The following is a 16,751-nucleotide window of genomic DNA, read 5'->3' as shown; positions in this document are numbered from 1 at the left end:
GCCCGCACGAAAGAGGGTCAGCGCACCGCGCGCCCCGCCGCAAGCGCGCGCTCGCGTGCCTCGCGGTGACCGATGATCTTCGGCGGATAGCCATCCGGGCGGCAGCCCGCAGCGTCCGGATCGTGGATCGTCGCGTCGGGCAGATCCCGCAACTCGGGCACCCATTGGCGGATATAGTCGCCGGCGGCAAACTTCTGAGACTGGGCAAGCGGCGCCATGATGCGGCCGAACATGTTCGAATCCGTGCCCGTGCCGGCGACCCACTGCCAGTTCACGCTGTTGTTGCCGTAATCGGCATCGACCAGCGTATCCCAGAACCAGCGTTCGCCTTCGCGCCAGTCGATCAGCAAATGCTTCACCAGGAAGCTGGCGGCGATCATCCGCACGCGATTGTGCATCCAGCCGCTTGCCCACAGCTGGCGCATGCCGGCGTCCACGATCGGATAGCCGGTGCAGCCCCGCTGCCACGCCTTCAGCTCACTGGGCGCGCGGCGCCACTTAAGCCGATCGAAGCGCGGCCGGCCGTTCTCGTCGGCGTATCGTGGCAGCGCGAGGATCACGCCCGAGGTGAAATCCCGCCATGCGAGTTCGCGGCGAAAGGACTGCACGCCGGCACTCCGCCCGCTGAGCGCCGCCCAGACCGTTCGCGGCGAAATCTCGCCGTGGTGAAGATGGGGCGAGAGGCGCGAGGTGCCTTCGGTGGAGGGAAGGTTTCGCTGCTCCTCGTAATCCGTGCTGATCGACACGAAAGCGTCGAGCGCGTCCTGTGCCCCTTCCTCGCCGGGCGACCACATCTCGAAGCCCTTTGCCCAGTTCGGCGCGGTGGGAAGCAGCTTCCAGCTGGCGAGCGTGTCGCTCTTTGGCCAATGGCCGGGTGCCGGGATCCTGTCGGGCGCGGGCATGGGATCTTCCGGTGGCATCGTCGCGGACAGCGCCTTCCAGAAGGACGAGAAGATCTTGAACTGCCCGCCTGCCCCGGTGGTCACATCACGCAGCGGACGCAGGTGATTGCCGTCGTGCAGGGTGAGGAGGCCGCCCAGTTCTTCCTCTGCCGCGCGCCACCAGGGTTCATAATGGCGAATGGCGTGGATCTCGGTCGCGCCAGTCTCCTTCGCCAGCCCCTTCAGCACCTCGGCGGCGGGGCCGCGGCGGAGGATGAGGCGGCTGCCCTTTTCGCGCAGCGCGTCGTCGAGCGCGGTGAGGCTGTGGTGCAACCACCAGCGTTGCGCGCCGCCGATGCGCCAGTCCCCGGGGCCCTCATCATCGAGGACATAGACCGGAATGACCGCGTCGGCCGCGGCGGCGGCGCATAAGGCGGGTTGATCGTGGAGGCGGAGATCCTGGCGGAGCCAGAGCAGCGTTGGCATCGCTGCTCTACGCCCGTCTCAGGAATGATGTTCCGCGCCGCAGCACCGGTTGGCGGCGGCGACGCGGAAACAGGATCAGATGACGTGCGGCTGCTTGTCGACCATCCACGTCTGCCCCTTGGAGAGCAGCTTCTGGAGATCGGGCTTCTTGCCTTCGCTCGCCCTAGCGTTCTGTTCGACCACGGCGCTCTCGAACGTCGGCGCGGGATCATCGAAGATCACGCCGAGCGCCATCGGGAACGCGCCGAACGGCATTTCCACCAGCATGTGCGCGAGGCCACGGTTCGTCTGGTCATGGACGATGACGCCGGCCGACTGCCAATCGTCATCCGCCACGTCGACGACCTTGAGCGTCAGGCGCTCGCCATCCATGGCGAGGCCCTTCTTGCCGCCATCGAACAGCAGCGGCTTGCCGTGTTCGACCCACAATTGGTTCGGCCCGGCATTGGGCTTCGCCGCGAAGGGCGCGAACACGTCGTCGTTGTAGACGATGCAGTTCTGGAAAATCTCGACGAAGCCGGTGCCCTTATGGGCATAGGCCGCCTTCAGCACGTTCGGCAGGTTCTTGTGCACGTCGATCCCGCGGGCGATGAAGCGCGCGCCGGCGCCGAGCGCGAAGGCGCACGGGTTCGCGGGGCGATCGACCGAGCCGAACGGCGTCGACGGCGACTGGGTGCCGACGCGGCTGGTGGGCGAATACTGCCCTTTCGTCAGGCCGTAGATCTCGTTGTTGAACAGAAGGACCTGGCAATCGAGGTTGCGGCGGATGAGGTGCATCGTGTGGTTGCCGCCGATCGACAGCGCGTCGCCGTCACCGGTGATGATCCACACGTCGAGTTCCGGATTGGCGAGCTTTACGCCCGTCGCCACCGCCGGCGCACGGCCGTGGATGGTGTGGAAGCCGTAGGTTTCCATGTAGTACGGAAAGCGCGACGAGCAGCCGATGCCGCTGACGAAAACGGTGTTTTCCGGGCGCGCGCCGATTTCCGGCATGGTGCGCTGCACCGCCTTCAGGATCGCATAGTCGCCGCAGCCCGGGCACCAGCGGACTTCCTGATCGGTTTCCCAGTCCTTGGGCTTCGTCGCGACGATGGGAGTCATGTCGTTCATCGAACTGCCTTCTTGCAGCGAATGTTGAGGAAGTTGAGGCGATAGCGCGTTTTCTCAACCACCATGATCATGCCGATTGCGGCGAGTGGACATCGCGCAGCGAGCCATCGTCGTGGCCGGACGCGGGCTCGGGAAGCTGCGTCTGGTCGGCCGGCAGCGTGCCGCCTTCGTTGCCCGCCACGTCATCGAAGAAGGTCGCGATGGCGGCCTCGATCTCGGCGATGCGGAAGGGCTGACCCGACACCTTGTTGAGCGGCCTTGCATCGACCAGGAACTGATCGCGCAGCACCGTCTTCAACTGGCCCGTGTTCATCTCCGGCATGAGGATATTGTCGTAGCCCTTGAGCAGCGCGCCCAGGTTCGCCGGCATCGGCCAGATGTGACGCAGGTGGATGTGGCTGACGTCATAACCGCGGCGGCGCATGCGGCGCACCGCCTGGTGGATCGGGCCGAAGGTGGAGCCCCAGCCGACGACCGCGAGCTTGCCGCTCGTCTCGCCCACTTCGACCTGCTGATCCGGCACCTTGATGTTCGCCACCTTGTCGCGGCGCGACTCGGTCATCGCCTGGTGATTGGCCGGCGAATAATCGATGTTGCCGGTGCCGACCGCCTTCTCGATGCCGCCAATGCGGTGGAGCAGGCCGGGCGTGCCGGGCTTCACCCACGGGCGGGCGCCCTTCTCGTCGCGACCGAACGGCTTGAAGCCCTCCTCCGGCGCTTCCTCGAGGAAGGCCTTGGGGAACGGCTCGAGCGTGCTGATGTCCGGCACCTTCCACGGCTCGGCCGCGTTCTGGAGATAGCCATCGGTCAGCAGCATGACCGGGGTCATGTAGGTCGTGGCGATGCGCACGGCCTCAATCGCGACTTCGAAGCAATCCGACGCCGAACGCGCGGCGATCACCGGCAGCGGCGCATCGCCGTTGCGGCCGTACACCGCCTGGTAGAGGTCCGACTGCTCGGTCTTGGTGGGAAGGCCGGTCGACGGCCCACCGCGCTGCGCGTTGACGACGACGAGCGGCAGCTCGGTCATGATCGCAAGGCCGATGGCCTCGGTCTTCAGCGCAATGCCGGGGCCCGAGGAGCAGGTGACGCCGAGCTGGCCGGCGTAGCTGCCGCCGATCGCGCTGGCGACCGCGGCAATTTCGTCCTCCGCCTGGAAGGTGGTGACGCCATATTCCTTCAGGCGCGAGAGCGCGTGAAGGATCGCCGAGGCGGGGGTGATCGGATAGCCGCCGAAGAACATCTTCAGCCCGGCAAGCTGCGTGCCGGCAACGAGGCCGAGGCTGATCGCGTCCGCGCCAGTGACGGTGCGGTAAAGGCCAGGCTCCGCCGGGGCGGCCGGAAGCGCATGCTGCTTCATCGGGCCGGCAAGCTCCGCCGTCTCGCCATAAGCATGGCCGGCGTTCAATGCCGCAATGTTCGCCTCTGCCAGCGTCGGCGCCTTAGCGAACTTGTTCTTGAGCCAATCGACGAGCGGCGCGCGATCACGATCGAACATCCAGAGCGCGAGCCCCAGCGTCCACATGTTCTTGCAACGCAGCGCTTCCTTGTTGCCGAGGCCGAACGGCTTCACGGCATCGAGCGTCAGTTGCGAGATGTTGAGGCGGATGACCTGCCACTTGCCAAGGCTGCCGTCGTCGAGCGGGTTCGCATCGTACTTCGCCTTGGCGAGATTCCGTTCGCTGAACTCGCCCTCGTCGGCGATGATGAGGCCGCCGGGGCGAAGCGCCTGGACGTTGGTCTTGAGCGCTGCCGGGTTCATCGCGACCAGCACGTCGAGTTCGTCGCCGGCGGTTTCGATCTGGGTCGAACCGAAATTGATCTGGAAGGCGCTGACCCCGAACAGGGTACCGAGCGGCGCACGGATCTCCGCCGGGAAATCCGGGAAGGTCGCAAGGTCGTTACCGGCGAGCGCGGTGGACAGGGTGAACTGGCCCCCGGTGAGCTGCATGCCGTCACCCGAATCGCCCGCGAAACGGACAACCATCGACTCGGCGGGCGGATTGGACGACGCCTCTTGCGGCGTCACTTCATGGGCGGCGGTCGCCATATGTTTTCCTGCAGACTTCCCTAGATGAGGCGCTGTTACGCGCCGGGGCCCCTTGAAACCAAGGTAGAATGATCCCGCGTCGCTGCAACCCACGCTTTTTCATAGATGCGACCAAGCCGCAGTATCACGTCGACATGGCGACGCGCGATCGCGACGACATCATCACCGTATCCACCGCCAACCGTGCTGGCGATCGGGATACGGCGGGCGAGCGCGAGCGTCGCGACCACCTCGTCGCGGCGCGCCAGCCCTTCATCGGTGAGCGCGAGTCGGCCGAGCCGATCGCCCGCAAAGGGATCCACGCCGCCCTGGTAGAGAATGAGATCAGGCGCGACCTGATCGATCAGGGGCGCGAGCGTGTGAGCGAGCGTATCACAATACTCCTCGTCGCCGGTGCCGTCGCGAAGCGCGACGTCGAGCGTCGAACGGGCCTTGCGCGCGGGGAAGTTCTTTTCGGCGTGGATCGAATAAGTGGCGATGTTCGGCTGGCCCGCGGTCAGCGCGGCGGTGCCGTCGCCCTGGTGAACGTCGACATCGACGACGAGGACGCGAACGCCTTCCGCGGCCAAGCGCGCGGCAGCGACGGCGAGATCGTTGAACACGCAATAGCCCGCACCGGTGTCGGCGAGCGCATGATGGCTGCCGCCGGCGGTGTTGGCGGCAAAGCCATTGGCAAGGGCGAGCCGCGCGGCATGGTACGTGCCACCGGGAACGAGCTGCGCCCGCTGCGCGACGATCGGCGTGACCGGGAAACCGATGCGCCTTTCCTTCTCACGCGGAACGGCGGCGGCGAGCACCTCGGCGACATAGGCCGGATCATGGACCGCCTCCAGCCAGCCACGCGGCGCCGGATCGGGCACATGCCAGGCGATCCCCTGCCCTTCGCTGACCAGAATGTCACGGATCGCACCGTTCTTGCCCCAGCGGTAACCAGTGCGTGCGGGCGCCTCCACGACGTAATCGGCATGATGGACGACGGCGATCATCTGCGCCAAGATAGGTAGCAAAAGCGAACCTGAGGAGAGTTACGGCATGACCGACACGCTGATCCGCGATGCTGGCACTGGAAATGCAGCGTCCGACGGGCCCTATGTACGCCCCGACGTGCGCGGTTTCCTCGATTATCTGAACAGCGTGCCCGGCCCGAAAACCCATGAGGGCACCGCGGAAGCGGCGCGCGCGATGTACCTTGCGATGAAGGACGTGGCCGACCTGCCGCTGGGCGAGTTGGCGACGATCCGGGACCTCACCATCCCGGGGCCGGCGGGCGACATCCCGGCGCGCCTGTTCGATCCGCGCGAGAGCCGCGAACCGGGCCCGGTGGTGGTGTTCTTCCACGGCGGCGGCTTCGTGATCGGGAACATCGACACCCACGCGAGCTTCACCGCCGAGATGGCGCGGCAGCTGGACCTGCCGGTGGTGTCGGTCGACTATCGCCTGGCGCCGGAAGCGAAATGGCCCGCCGCACCAGAAGATTGCGAGGCGGCAGCACGCTGGGTTGCCTCTAACCCGGCGGAGCTTGGGCGGACCGCGACCGGCCTCGTCCTCTCCGGCGACAGCGCGGGCGGCACGCTGACCATCACCACTGCCATGGCGCTGCGCGACGAGCCCGCCGCCGTGCCGGTGATCGTGCAGGCCCCGATATATCCGGCGGCGGACATGAACAAGGAATATCCCTCGTTCAACGATTATGCCGAAGGCTTCCTGCTGACGCGCGACACGATGATCTGGTTCGCCGACCATTATCAGGCGGACTTCACCCACTTCCGCGGCTCGCCAATGATCGGCAACCTCGTCGGCCTGCCGCCCGCAGTGATCGTGACCGCCGGGCTCGACCCGATCCGCGACCAGGGCCGCGCCTATGCCGCCGCGCTGGTGCTGGCGGGCGTGCCGGTGACGTACCGCGAGGCAGTGGGCAACATCCATGGCTTCATCACGCTACGCCAGGCGGTGCCGTCGAGCGCGGGTGACGTGGCGGGATACCTCGCCGCCGTGAAGGATGCGGTGGTCGAGGCCGAGGGCCAGCGGGTGATGGTGCAGGCGGCTGGCTGATTATCGCCTGAAGAGCGTGTCCCGGGCGACAGCGTCTGGGGCACGTGCTTCGCGGCTGAGTCCGCCCTCATAGTGTGACAAAGAAAAAGGGGCGGGCCTTGCGGCTCGCCCCTTTGTCGTTTCGCGCGATCGCGTGAGCAATCAGTAGCGGTAATGGTCCGGCTTGAATGGGCCTTCCACCGGCACGCCGATGTAGCCGGCCTGCTTCGGCGTCAGCTTCGACAGCTTCACGCCCAGCTTCTCGAGGTGAAGCGCGGCGACCTTTTCGTCGAGGTGCTTCGGAAGCACGTACACTTCGTTCTTGTAGTTCTCGCCCTTGGTCCACAGCTCGATCTGAGCGAGCGTCTGGTTGGTGAACGAGGCGCTCATCACGAAAGACGGGTGGCCGGTGGCACAGCCGAGGTTCACAAGGCGGCCCTTGGCGAGCACGATGATCTGCTTGCCGTCCGGGAACTTCACCAGATCCGTGCCCGGCTTAACTTCGGTCCACTCGTAATTGTCGAGCGCCGCGATCTGGATCTCGCTGTCGAAGTGGCCGATGTTGCAGACGATCGACATGGGCTTCATCGCCTTCATGTGATCGGCAGTGATCACGTCGGCGTTGCCGGTCGCGGTGACGAAGATGTCGGCGCGCTTCACCGCCTCGTCCATCGTCACGACCTCGAAGCCCTCCATCGCCGCCTGCAGGGCGCAGATCGGGTCGATCTCGGTCACCAGCACGCGGGCGCCGCCGTTGCGCAGCGACTGGGCCGAGCCCTTGCCGACGTCACCGAAGCCGGCGACGCAGGCGACCTTGCCGGCGAGCATCACGTCGGTCGCGCGGCGGATCGCGTCGACCAGCGATTCCTTGCAGCCGTAAAGGTTGTCGAACTTCGACTTGGTGACCGAGTCGTTGACGTTGATCGCGGGGAACGGCAGCTCGCCCTTCTTGGCGATCTCGTACAGGCGGTGAACGCCAGTGGTGGTCTCTTCCGAGACGCCCTTCAGGTTCTTGACCGTCTCAGTGAGATAGCCCGGCTTCTTGGCGATGAACGCCTTCAGCGCGCGCTGGAATTCGACTTCCTCGGCGTTCTCCGGCTCGCCGAAGCTTTCGCCGCGCTCGAGCTTCGCGCCCCACAGCGCGAACATGGTGGCATCGCCGCCGTCGTCGAGGATGATGTTGGCGGTCTGGCCGTTGCCGTCATCCCAGTCGAAGATCGAGCCGACATAATCCCAATAGTCGGCGAGGCTCTCGCCCTTCACCGCGAACACCGGGATGCCGGCGGCAGCGATCGCCGCAGCGGCATGGTCCTGCGTCGAGAAGATGTTGCAGGTCGCCCAGCGCACGTCGGCACCGAGAGCGACGAGCGTCTCGATCAGCACCGCGGTCTGGATCGTCATGTGCAGCGAGCCGGTGATACGTGCGCCCTTCAGCGGCTGCGACGCGCCATATTCCTCACGCAGCGCCATCAGGCCGGGCATTTCGGTTTCGGCGATGTTGATTTCAGCGCGGCCGAAATCAGCAAGGCCGATGTCCTTGATGACATAATCAGTGGTGGGGCGATCGAGAACGGTGGCCACAACGGGTCTCCAGGAAAGTGACGCCGACCAAGGCATATCACCGGCCGACATGCCCGCCACATAATCGGGCGCGGCATCGAATACAAATATAAAGATATCTTTATATCTGCTTTGTCACTCGTCCCGCCGCCCCGTCAGCGCCGGCTGCGACGTTCGCGGGCGGTGCCCTCAGGCGTGCCCGCTCTGCGTGCCGAGGAGGCGTGGATCGATGCCGGCGGCGTTGAAGCCGCGCGTCCAGCGATCCGCGATCCCGGTATCGAACAGCATCGCATCATCGTCGCTGACGTTGAGCCAGCCGTGACGGGTCATCTCCTCGTCGAGCTGCCCGGCGCCCCAGCCGGCATAGCCGAGCGCGACGAGCCAGCGCGACGGACCGTTGCCGCTCGCGATGGCGCGCAGCGCATCGAGCGTGCCGGACAGCGCCCACTTGCCCGCCACGTCGATCGTGTCCTGGCCGCCCCAGTCCAGCGTGTGGAGGACGAAGCCGCGACGCGTTTCCACCGGCCCACCGAAATGGATCGGCGCATCCGGAGTGTCGCCGGGATCGATATCGACCTGCTTCAGCACGTCATGAAGCCCCAGCCCGGCGATCTGCGCGCCGATCCCGATGCCGAGCGCACCCTTCGCATCGTGGGCGCAGACGGCGATCACCGCCTGCTGAAAGCGCGGATCACCGATCCCGGGCATGGCGAGAAGGAACTGACCAGTGAGAAAGCTCGAGGTTTCCATGACTTCTATCTAGGCCGCAGCGGCGCGCATCGCCACGCTTGAAAACACAGGCGAGCCTTGCGACGTAGCCGCCGCCGCACCTTTGCGCGCTTGAGGAGACATTCAGAGATGACGATCAACGTCGGCGACAAGCTGCCCAAGGCGACCCTCGTGAAGGCGACCGAGAATGGGCCGGAAGCGGTGGATACCGAAGAATTCTTCAAGGGCCGCCGTGTGGCGCTGTTCGCCGTGCCGGGTGCGTTCACGCCGACCTGCTCCGCCAAGCACCTGCCGGGCTTCGTCGAGAAGGGTGACGAGCTGAAGGCGAAGGGCATCGACGAAGTGGTCTGCACCTCCGTCAACGATCCGTTCGTGCTGGGTGCCTGGTCCAAGTCCGCCAATGCCGGCGACATCACCATGCTGGCGGACGGCAACGGCGACTTCGCCGAGCAGCTGGGGCTGACCATGGACGGCTCCAAGTTCGGCATGGGCAAGCGCAGCCAGCGCTATTCGATGGTCGTCAATGACGGCGTCGTCGAGCAGCTCAATGTTGAGGCCCCCGGCGAGTTCAAGGTGAGCTCGGCCGACCACCTGCTCGGCAACCTCTGACAAAACGAGGCGTTGGTCTGGCGGCTCTGACAGGAGGTTCATGCCATGACCAACGCATCGCAGAACAAGACCGGAGCATCCCACTCCGGGTCCGAAGACACGGGTTCGCTGACCGAACGCGCCCGTGACGCGGCGAGCGGCGCCGGCGACAAGATGACGGCCGCCGCATCGTCCACGATGGAGAAGGTGAAAAGCCATCCCTATGCGGCGGCGGGCATCGTCGCCGGCGTTGCCGCCGCCGTCGGCGGGGCAGCGTTTGCAGCAAGCAAGCTTGGCGGATCCCACGGCCAGTCCAGCCACGGATCGCACGCGGGCTGACCATTGTCCCTTCCGCCGTGTCGGCCGTAGCTGGCGCGGCGGGGGGCATTGTCTTGCCAGAGTCATCGACCCGACCTAACCATCCGCGATGACTGCACATGAGATCGTTGCCGAACTGGATCGGCTCTACACCGGCGCAGTGGCGCGCCTTCAAGCGGCCCTCGACACCTATATCAGAACCGGCACCCCGCCATCGCCCGAGTCGCGGCGGGACGGATCGTTCGCTTACCCGGAGATCCGGCTGAGCTTCCGCGGCGGCATGGATCGCCCTGCCCCGCTGCGCTCCTACGGCCGGCTCGTCACCGAGGGCGAATACCGCATCTCCGTCACCAAGCCGGGGCTGTTCGCGGACTATCTCGTCGAGCAGCTGACGCTGCTGATGGAGGATTATGACGTCACCGTTTCCGCGGTGCCGGGCGCAACCGAGATTCCCTTCCCTTATGTGATCGATGCCGGCCACGCGCTGAGCCTCGACGAGGTTTCTGCGGCGGAACTGACGCGGCACTTCCCGGCGACCGAGCTGGCGCATATCGGCGACGAGATCGCCGACGGCCTGTGGGCGTCGATCGACGGCACGCGGCCGCTCGCACTGTTCGATGGCCTGCGCACCGATTTCAGCCTGGCGCGGCTGCGGCATTATACCGGCACGCCGCCGGAGCATGTGCAGCGTTACGTGCTGTTCACCAACTATCACCGCTATGTCGACGAGTTCGTCCGTTGGGCGGCGGCGCAGGTGGGGGCGGAAGGAAGTCGCTTCACCGCTTTGTCCGGGCCGGGCGGCGTGCTGTTCAAGCCGGGTGATGATCCCGCGATGCTGGACGACACGGCGTGGCGGCGACTGCAGATGCCGGCCTATCACCTGATGGCGCCGGATCGCACCGGCATCACGCTGGTGAATATCGGCGTCGGGCCGTCAAACGCGAAGACGATCACCGATCACCTTGCCGTTACCCGTCCGGATGCCTGGATGATGATCGGCCATTGCGGCGGACTTCGCCCGTCGCAGCGGATCGGCGACTATGTGCTCGCCCACGCCTATCTGCGCGACGACCATGTGCTGGACGACATGCTGCCGCCGGAAATTCCGGTGCCGGCGATCGCCGAGGTGCAGCAGGCGCTGGCGCGCGGGGCCGAGACGGTGAGCGGCCAATCGGGCGAGGAGCTGAAGCGCCGGCTGCGCACGGGCACGATCGTGACCACCGACGATCGCAACTGGGAACTGCGCTATTCGCGCTCGGCGTTGCGCTTCTCGCTGAGCCGCGCGGTGGGCATCGACATGGAATCGGCGACGATCGCAGCGCAGGGCTTCCGCTTCCGTGTGCCCTACGGGACGCTGCTGTGCGTTTCCGACAAGCCGCTGCACGGCGAGCTCAAGCTGCCTGGCCAGGCGAACCGCTTCTACGAGCGTGCGATTTCCGAGCACATGCGGATCGGGATCGAGACGTGCGAGGAGCTTCGTCGCGAAGGGCAGAAGCTGCACAGCCGCAAGCTGCGCGCGTTCAACGAGCCGCCGTTCCGCTGAGCAGCGCCGGCGGGCGGCTCCCGTTGCGTCGAGGAAACGTTTCGGCCAGTCGAGACGTTAGTTCGCGATCCATTCGACAAAGGGGAGCAGATCATGGCCGAGAACGACGACACGCCGCCCGCCGCATCGCCCAAGCCACCGGCGCGCCGCGCGCCGCGCAAGGCCGCTGCGCCGAAGAAGCCGGCGGCTACCGCGACCGACAAGCCTGCTGCCCCCAAGCGCGCCCGCAAGACCGCGGCGGCAAGCGCCGCCAGCGGCGGCGCGGCGACGACCAAGGCAACGACGAAGGTGCCGCCCAAGCCGCGTTCCAGCAAGCGGGCGACCCCGCAGCCGCGGCGCACCAAGCCTGCCGCTGCCGTCGAGCCGGCGAAGAAGGATGCCGGCTGGCGCAACAAGGCCGCGATCGCTGGTGGGCTGGCCGCGGTCGGCGCGGCGGCGACCGCCGCGCTGCTGTCGCTGCGCGGTTCGACGCCCAAGAAAGGCGCTGACGGGAAGGAAGCGGAGGCGGCCAAGGAGCCTGCGGCCGCCGCAGCAACGCCGAACCACGGCCATGCGCACATGCCGGACGGCAAGGATGCCACCGCATCCTTCGAGGCCGGGATCGCTGACGAGAATGTGATCCCGGAATGACGGATTGCTGCTCCCCCGGCCGGGGGAGCAGCTAACCTAAAGCCCCCGGGGCTGGTGCCCCGGGGCGTCGGATTACCAGCCGCTCGGCTTGCCCTTGTTCTGCTGGTCGAGCCACTTCTTCAGCGGCGCGAAATAGGCGAGCATCGGCTTGCCCGACATTTCACGCGTACCGGTGAACGCCTGCAGCGCGTCCGGCCACGGCTTCGACTGCCCCATCTTCATCATCGCATCGAGCTTCGCGCCGACGGCCTTGTCGCCGAAGAAGGAGCAGCGATGGAGCGGCCCCTTCCAGCCCGCCTGGCGGCAGGCCGCCTCGTAGAACTGGAACTGCAGGATCCGCGCGAGGAAATAGCGCGTGTACGGCACGGCGGCGGGCACGTGATACTTTGCGCCGGGATCGAACTTCGTCTCGTCACGGGCGACCGGCGGGACGATGCCCTGATACTGCAGCCGAAGCTTGTCCCAGCCCCCCTGCATCTGGCCCGCGGGGATTTCGCCCGAGAACAGCTGCCAGCGGTATTTGTCGACCAGCAGGCCGAACGGCAGGAAAGCGACCTTGTCCATCGCCTGGCGGAGCAGGAGGCCGATGTCCTTGTCCGGCGAGGGCACCTTCGCCTGATCGAGCAGGTTGATCTTCACGAGGTAATCGGGCGTGATCGACAGCGCGACGAAGTCCCCGATCGCTTCATGGAAGCCGTCGTTCGCGCCGTTCTTGTAGAGATACGGCTGCTGATTGTAGGCGCGCTGGTAGTAATTGTGGCCAAGTTCATGGTGGATGGTGATGAAATCATCCGAGTTCACCTTGGTGCACATCTTAATGCGCAGATCGTCGACATTGTCGACGTCCCACGCGCTGGCATGGCAGATCACTTCGCGATCCAGCGGCTTCACGATCTGCGAGCGCTGCCAGAACGTTTCAGGCAAGGGCGCAAAGCCGAGCGAGGAATAGAAGCCCTCGCCGGTCTTCACCATCTTAACCGGATCGTACTGCTTGGCCTTCAGCAGCTCGCCGATGTCATAGCCAAGGTCGCCGGCGCCCGGGGGAGCGACGACGTCATAGATGTTGCCCCATTCCTGTGCCCACATGTTGCCGAGGAGATCGGCGCGGATCGGGCCGGTCTTCGACTGTACCGCATCGCCATATTTCTCGTTCAGCTTCGCGCGGACATAGGTGTGCAGCGCCTTGTAAAGCGGCTCCACCTCGCTCCAGAGCTTGTCCGTCAGGGCGGCGAACTGATCGGGCGTCATGTCATAGCTGGACCGCCAGAGCGCGCCGGTATCCTTGAAACCGAGCTCGACCGACCCTTCGTTGGCGAGCGCGGTCATCTTGGCATAGTCGCTGCGCATCGGCGCGCCGACACTGTCGTGCCAGCTGACCCACATTTCCTTCAGCTTGGCAGGATCGCGGCTCTCGCCCATGGCCGCCTCGATGTCGGAGCCGTTGATCGGCTTGCCGTCCAGCGTACCGCGCCCCTTGCCGTAGAACGACGACATCTTCGTCGTGAGCGTCGACAGTTCCTCCGCTGCGCCCGGGCGCATCGGCGCCGGCAGCGTCAGGCCGCTCGCCAGGATGTTGAGCTTGCGCTTGGTGTCGTAGGAGAGGCCGGGGAGCGAGCGGTACTTTGCGGCCTCGTTGGCGAGGCGCACCGACATCTCGGTCAGTTCACCGCCCGACTTTGCGGCGAGCGCGTCGGTGTCCTCGGTGATATAGGTGGCGTTGACCCAGGCGATCCGCGCACCATCGACGCTTGCGTCGGCAAGTTCTTTCTCGGCCGCGGCAACGAATGCATCGGCCTGCGCAACGGTCGGCGAGCCGGCTGGTGCGGTGGCCGGCGCGGCCTGCTGAGCGGCGGCGGGATGCACGACCAAGGCCGCCGCCAAAGCGGCGAGCGAAATCAGGGGGCGGGTCATGAAGGGTCCTCGGTGTTTCGTATCTCGTTACAACTGGAACCACCGGGACGTGCGGTCAAGCGGCGAGGAACTCCGCAATTGCCTGCCCCAGTTCGGGCTTCGTGACCGCGCTCATATGGCCACCGGGGATCTCGACAAGGCGCGCATCCGGCAACAGGCGCGCCAGATCCGCGGCAGAGCCGTTGTCGAAATCCTCGACCCCGTTCACCACCAACGTCGGCTGGGTGAAGCCTGCGACCACATCCTGCGGCGTCGAGACGAAGGTGTCGATCACGCGGAGAAGCGCGACGGGATCGCCCCCAGTGGTCTTGAGAAATGCCTCTGCGAGCCAGGCCGGGCTGCCGCGTTCATGCTTCCCGAGGTTGGTGAGGATGTTGCGGAAGTGATCGGCACGACGTTCGGCGCTGGTCAGCCCCTCCAGCCCCATGCCGGAAAAGATCACGCGCCGTGGCGTGGCGCCGGTGGCCAGCATGCGTGACGTGGTGCGCGCGCCGAGCGAATAGCCGCCAAGATCGTAATCGGTGAGGCTGAGGTGCGCGATCAGGGCGTGCCCGTCCTTCGTCAGCGCGTCCGGCGGATAGGCGGCGGGATCGTGCGGCTTGTCGCCTTCTCCGTGTGCGCGCAGATCCGGCATGATCACTCGGTAACCCTTGGCGGCAATCGTGGCGGCATGGCCGTAGCGCACCCAGTTCGTCTGGGCGTCCGAGAAATAGCCGTGGATCAGGACGATCGGGCGACCCTCCCCCAGTTCGTGCCAGGCCAGCCGCGTGCCATCGAAGCTGGTGAAGTGATGCGCCTCAGTCGGGTATTTTGCCACAGGCCTCGATCCAGCGTTGGTTGACGCTCTCATTCTCCTCACTGCGCATCCGTGGCAAGTCGCGGGTGTCGATCCACGCCTCGTGCATGCTCTCGACCGCGTAATGATGCGCGGGGCGGAAGCGCGAAGGATCGTCGAAGCTGCCGACGGTGAGATCGATGTTCTCGCCGTTCTCCAGGAAGGCGAAGCCGAGCGGGGTGCCGCAGGTGGAGCAGAACGGCCGGTGCGCGATCGGGGACGACTGATACCAGTCAGGGCCGGATTGCCACTCGACGCCGGCCACCGGAACGTTGACGAAGGCGATCGAGACGCCGCCGGTCGCGCGCTGGCACATGCGGCAATGGCAGAGATATGCCTCGTCGCTCTCGACCTCCGCCGAATAGCGCACACGGCCGCACTGGCAGCCGCCCGTCATCCTCGTCATCCCCGCGGCTCCTTGTCCAACAGTTCAAGCGGCGGAACGCTCCAGACCGCCGGCTGCTCCAAGCGGAGAAGTTGCATCGAGCAGTGGGGCAGACCTTCCATTATATAAGCATGCTTACTATACGTGCAGTATGGCAGATAGTTTCGGGTTCCTGCTCAGTGATACCGCACGCCTCGTGCGGCGGCGTTTCGACGAGCGGGCGCGGCAGCATGGCGCGACTCGTGCGCAGTGGAAGGCGTTGCTGGGGATCAGCCGGCACGCCGGGATCAATCAGGGCGGCCTCGCGGACCTGCTGGAAGTCGAGCCGATCACATTGTGTCGCATGATCGATCGGATGGAGGATGCCGGACTGGTGGAGCGTCGGCGCGATCCGAACGATCGCCGCGCATGGCAGCTGTTCCTGACCGACAAGGCTCATCCAATCATCGAGGAGCTGCATTGCACCGCGGCCGACCTGATGGCGCAGGCGCTGCGCGGCGTGCCGCCCGAGCAGCTTGAGGCGGTGACCGGGACGCTGAACCGGATCCGGCAGAACCTTATCGATCCCGCGCCGGATGCGGCGGCACAATCCCAAGTTCCCGAGGAGGCGGCGCGTGGCTGATGCCGATCCCAAGCGCGACTTCGTCGCCGACAGCGAAATCGATTTGACGCCGGATGTGCCGGCAGAAGCGCCGCGCCAGAAGCGCTGGGGCCGGATGCTGCTGCTGTTCGGCGTGCCGCTGCTGATCGCGGCGCTGGGCGCCTATTTCTACCTGACGTCGGGCCGGTTCATCTCCACCGACAACGCCTATGTCCGGCAGGACGTGATATCGGTCAGCCCGGACGTGTCGGGCCGGATCGTGGCGGTGAACGTACGCGAGAACCAGCGGGTGAAGGCGGGCGACGTATTGTTCCGCATCGACCCCGAACCCTACCGCATCGCCCTTGCACAGGCCGACGCTGACCTTGCCGCGGCGCGCGTTCAGGTTGCAACCATGGCCACCGATACCGGAAGCGCCGCCGCCGATATCGAGAGTGCGCGCGCCGAGCTGACGCTGGCACAGGCGACGTACGAGCGGCAGGACGCGCTGATGAAGCGCGGCTTCACGACGCGCGCCAGCCTCGACGCAGCGGTGCAGGACGTTGCCGCGGCGCGGGCGAAGATCGCCACGGCGCAGGCTGCGGCCGCACGCGCACGCCAGCAGATCGGATCGGGTGGCGGATCGGGCATGCCGGCGCAGATCCAGGTGGCGATGGCGAAGCGCGAACAGGCAGCCATGAACCTGGAACGGACCACCGTGCGCGCACCCAAGGACGGCGTCGTCAGCCAGACGAGCCGGCTTCAGGTTGGCAACATCACGCCGTCCGGCGTCCCGGCGCTGAGCCTGGTGGTCAGCGACGCCGCGTGGGTGGAAGCGAACTTCAAGGAGACCGACCTTGACCACATGCGCGTCGGCCAGCCGGCAGAGTTGTCGTTCGATGCCTATCCGGGGCTGAAGGTGACGGGCCATGTGCAGTCGATCGGGGCCGGCACCGGCAGCGAATTCTCCGTGCTGCCGGCACAGAATGCCAACGGCAACTGGGTGAAGGTGACGCAGCGCGTGCCGGTGCGGATCGCGATCGACGGCAAGCCGCCGCGCGCGATGATCGCCGGGCTGTCGACTGACGTGAAGATCGACACGGGGGCGCGCTGA

The 16,751-nt window shown here is 66.2% G+C and carries 16 protein-coding genes; 7 read left to right on the top strand and 9 right to left on the bottom strand.

Annotated elements, in window-relative coordinates:
* Window positions 1-17 precede the first annotated feature (17 nt).
* The 4 genes from ACH0CP_RS02600 to ACH0CP_RS02585 form a co-directional block, all read right to left on the bottom strand.
* A complete protein-coding gene (locus tag ACH0CP_RS02600) occupies window positions 18-1,367 on the bottom strand; it encodes a deoxyribodipyrimidine photo-lyase (RefSeq protein ID WP_294443136.1) in 1,350 nt (449 codons plus the stop codon).
* A 75-nt stretch (window positions 1,368-1,442) separates the two neighbouring features.
* Complete coding sequence (locus ACH0CP_RS02595; protein ID WP_294443135.1) at window positions 1,443-2,477, bottom strand: 2-oxoacid:ferredoxin oxidoreductase subunit beta; 1,035 nt, start codon at window positions 2,475-2,477, stop codon at window positions 1,443-1,445.
* A 67-nt stretch (window positions 2,478-2,544) separates the two neighbouring features.
* Window positions 2,545-4,527, bottom strand: a complete 1,983-nt coding sequence (locus tag ACH0CP_RS02590; RefSeq protein WP_294443134.1) for a 2-oxoacid:acceptor oxidoreductase subunit alpha — start codon at window positions 4,525-4,527, stop codon at window positions 2,545-2,547.
* A 35-nt stretch (window positions 4,528-4,562) separates the two neighbouring features.
* A complete protein-coding gene (locus tag ACH0CP_RS02585) occupies window positions 4,563-5,513 on the bottom strand; it encodes a histone deacetylase (RefSeq protein ID WP_294443133.1) in 951 nt (316 codons plus the stop codon).
* A gap of 46 nt (window positions 5,514-5,559) precedes the next feature.
* Here ACH0CP_RS02585 and ACH0CP_RS02580 point away from each other — a divergent pair, with 46 nt between their 5' ends.
* The gene (locus ACH0CP_RS02580) at window positions 5,560-6,579 is read left to right on the top strand and encodes an alpha/beta hydrolase (RefSeq protein WP_294443132.1); all 1,020 of its coding nucleotides are present in this window, start codon (window positions 5,560-5,562) and stop codon (window positions 6,577-6,579) included.
* Window positions 6,580-6,720: 141 nt separating this feature from the next.
* Here ACH0CP_RS02580 and ahcY read toward each other — a convergent pair whose 3' ends face one another.
* Together ahcY and ACH0CP_RS02570 are read right to left on the bottom strand one after the other, a co-directional pair.
* Window positions 6,721-8,175 (bottom strand): adenosylhomocysteinase, encoded by a 1,455-nt coding sequence (gene ahcY, locus ACH0CP_RS02575; RefSeq protein ID WP_406893866.1) that lies wholly within the window; start codon window positions 8,173-8,175, stop codon window positions 6,721-6,723.
* A gap of 132 nt (window positions 8,176-8,307) precedes the next feature.
* Window positions 8,308-8,868, bottom strand: a complete 561-nt coding sequence (locus ACH0CP_RS02570) for a YqgE/AlgH family protein (protein ID WP_294443130.1) — start codon at window positions 8,866-8,868, stop codon at window positions 8,308-8,310.
* A gap of 108 nt (window positions 8,869-8,976) precedes the next feature.
* Here ACH0CP_RS02570 and ACH0CP_RS02565 point away from each other — a divergent pair, with 108 nt between their 5' ends.
* The 4 genes from ACH0CP_RS02565 to ACH0CP_RS02550 all read left to right on the top strand — a co-directional run bounded on the left by ACH0CP_RS02565 (window position 8,977) and on the right by ACH0CP_RS02550 (window position 11,926).
* A complete protein-coding gene (locus ACH0CP_RS02565; RefSeq protein WP_294443129.1) occupies window positions 8,977-9,456 on the top strand; it encodes a peroxiredoxin in 480 nt (159 codons plus the stop codon).
* 45 nt (window positions 9,457-9,501) lie between these two features.
* Window positions 9,502-9,774: a hypothetical protein gene (locus ACH0CP_RS02560; protein ID WP_294443128.1), complete on the top strand. Its 273-nt coding sequence runs from the start codon at window positions 9,502-9,504 to the stop codon at window positions 9,772-9,774.
* 88 nt (window positions 9,775-9,862) lie between these two features.
* Window positions 9,863-11,296 carry an AMP nucleosidase gene (locus tag ACH0CP_RS02555; protein ID WP_406875374.1) on the top strand — a complete coding sequence of 478 codons (1,434 nt, stop codon included), beginning with the start codon at window positions 9,863-9,865 and terminating at the stop codon, window positions 11,294-11,296.
* A gap of 93 nt (window positions 11,297-11,389) precedes the next feature.
* Window positions 11,390-11,926 carry a hypothetical protein gene (locus ACH0CP_RS02550; RefSeq protein WP_294443126.1) on the top strand — a complete coding sequence of 179 codons (537 nt, stop codon included), beginning with the start codon at window positions 11,390-11,392 and terminating at the stop codon, window positions 11,924-11,926.
* A 72-nt stretch (window positions 11,927-11,998) separates the two neighbouring features.
* Here the strand turns inward: ACH0CP_RS02550 and ACH0CP_RS02545 are convergent, their stop codons facing one another.
* The 3 genes from ACH0CP_RS02545 to ACH0CP_RS02535 are packed head-to-tail and all read right to left on the bottom strand — an operon-like array spanning window position 11,999 to window position 15,078.
* Complete coding sequence (locus ACH0CP_RS02545) at window positions 11,999-13,837, bottom strand: M2 family metallopeptidase (protein WP_294443125.1); 1,839 nt, start codon at window positions 13,835-13,837, stop codon at window positions 11,999-12,001.
* 55 nt (window positions 13,838-13,892) lie between these two features.
* Entirely contained in the window at window positions 13,893-14,654 is a 762-nt protein-coding gene (locus ACH0CP_RS02540) for an alpha/beta fold hydrolase (protein WP_294443124.1), read from the bottom strand.
* Complete coding sequence (locus tag ACH0CP_RS02535; protein ID WP_294443123.1) at window positions 14,635-15,078, bottom strand: GFA family protein; 444 nt, start codon at window positions 15,076-15,078, stop codon at window positions 14,635-14,637. The genes ACH0CP_RS02540 and ACH0CP_RS02535 overlap by 20 nt, the downstream gene beginning before the upstream one ends.
* A 130-nt stretch (window positions 15,079-15,208) precedes the next feature.
* On the opposite strand from ACH0CP_RS02535, the gene ACH0CP_RS02530 reads away from it, so the two are divergent.
* Both ACH0CP_RS02530 and ACH0CP_RS02525 read left to right on the top strand, forming a co-directional pair.
* Window positions 15,209-15,679: a MarR family winged helix-turn-helix transcriptional regulator gene (locus ACH0CP_RS02530; RefSeq protein ID WP_294443121.1), complete on the top strand. Its 471-nt coding sequence runs from the start codon at window positions 15,209-15,211 to the stop codon at window positions 15,677-15,679.
* Entirely contained in the window at window positions 15,672-16,751 is a 1,080-nt protein-coding gene (locus tag ACH0CP_RS02525; protein ID WP_406875375.1) for an HlyD family secretion protein, read from the top strand. The genes ACH0CP_RS02530 and ACH0CP_RS02525 overlap by 8 nt, the downstream gene beginning before the upstream one ends.

It is taken from the genome of Sphingomonas sp. 179-I 2A4 NHS, from assembly GCF_045369135.1.
Taxonomy (GTDB): domain Bacteria; phylum Pseudomonadota; class Alphaproteobacteria; order Sphingomonadales; family Sphingomonadaceae; genus Sphingomonas.
The sequence above is the reverse complement of the archived record's forward strand: the minus strand, read 5'-3'. Positions and strand labels throughout refer to the sequence as shown.

Bases quoted from the DNA above. Each gene is read 5' to 3' on its own strand.
- ACH0CP_RS02545 (WP_294443125.1), bottom strand. From the start codon at position 13,837: ATGACCCGCCCCCTGATTTCGCTCGCCGCTTTGGCGGCGGCCTTGGTC.
- ACH0CP_RS02550 (WP_294443126.1), top strand. From the start codon at position 11,390: ATGGCCGAGAACGACGACACGCCGCCCGCCGCATCGCCCAAGCCACCG.
- ACH0CP_RS02570 (WP_294443130.1), bottom strand. From the start codon at position 8,868: ATGGAAACCTCGAGCTTTCTCACTGGTCAGTTCCTTCTCGCCATGCCC.
- ahcY (WP_406893866.1), bottom strand. From the start codon at position 8,175: ATGCCTTGGTCGGCGTCACTTTCCTGGAGACCCGTTGTGGCCACCGTT.
- ACH0CP_RS02600 (WP_294443136.1), bottom strand. From the start codon at position 1,367: ATGCCAACGCTGCTCTGGCTCCGCCAGGATCTCCGCCTCCACGATCAA.
- ACH0CP_RS02585 (WP_294443133.1), bottom strand. From the start codon at position 5,513: ATGATCGCCGTCGTCCATCATGCCGATTACGTCGTGGAGGCGCCCGCA.
- ACH0CP_RS02590 (WP_294443134.1), bottom strand. From the start codon at position 4,527: ATGGCGACCGCCGCCCATGAAGTGACGCCGCAAGAGGCGTCGTCCAAT.
- ACH0CP_RS02555 (WP_406875374.1), top strand. From the start codon at position 9,863: ATGACTGCACATGAGATCGTTGCCGAACTGGATCGGCTCTACACCGGC.
- ACH0CP_RS02530 (WP_294443121.1), top strand. From the start codon at position 15,209: ATGGCAGATAGTTTCGGGTTCCTGCTCAGTGATACCGCACGCCTCGTG.
- ACH0CP_RS02535 (WP_294443123.1), bottom strand. From the start codon at position 15,078: ATGACGAGGATGACGGGCGGCTGCCAGTGCGGCCGTGTGCGCTATTCG.
- ACH0CP_RS02560 (WP_294443128.1), top strand. From the start codon at position 9,502: ATGACCAACGCATCGCAGAACAAGACCGGAGCATCCCACTCCGGGTCC.
- ACH0CP_RS02595 (WP_294443135.1), bottom strand. From the start codon at position 2,477: ATGAACGACATGACTCCCATCGTCGCGACGAAGCCCAAGGACTGGGAA.
- ACH0CP_RS02565 (WP_294443129.1), top strand. From the start codon at position 8,977: ATGACGATCAACGTCGGCGACAAGCTGCCCAAGGCGACCCTCGTGAAG.
- ACH0CP_RS02580 (WP_294443132.1), top strand. From the start codon at position 5,560: ATGACCGACACGCTGATCCGCGATGCTGGCACTGGAAATGCAGCGTCC.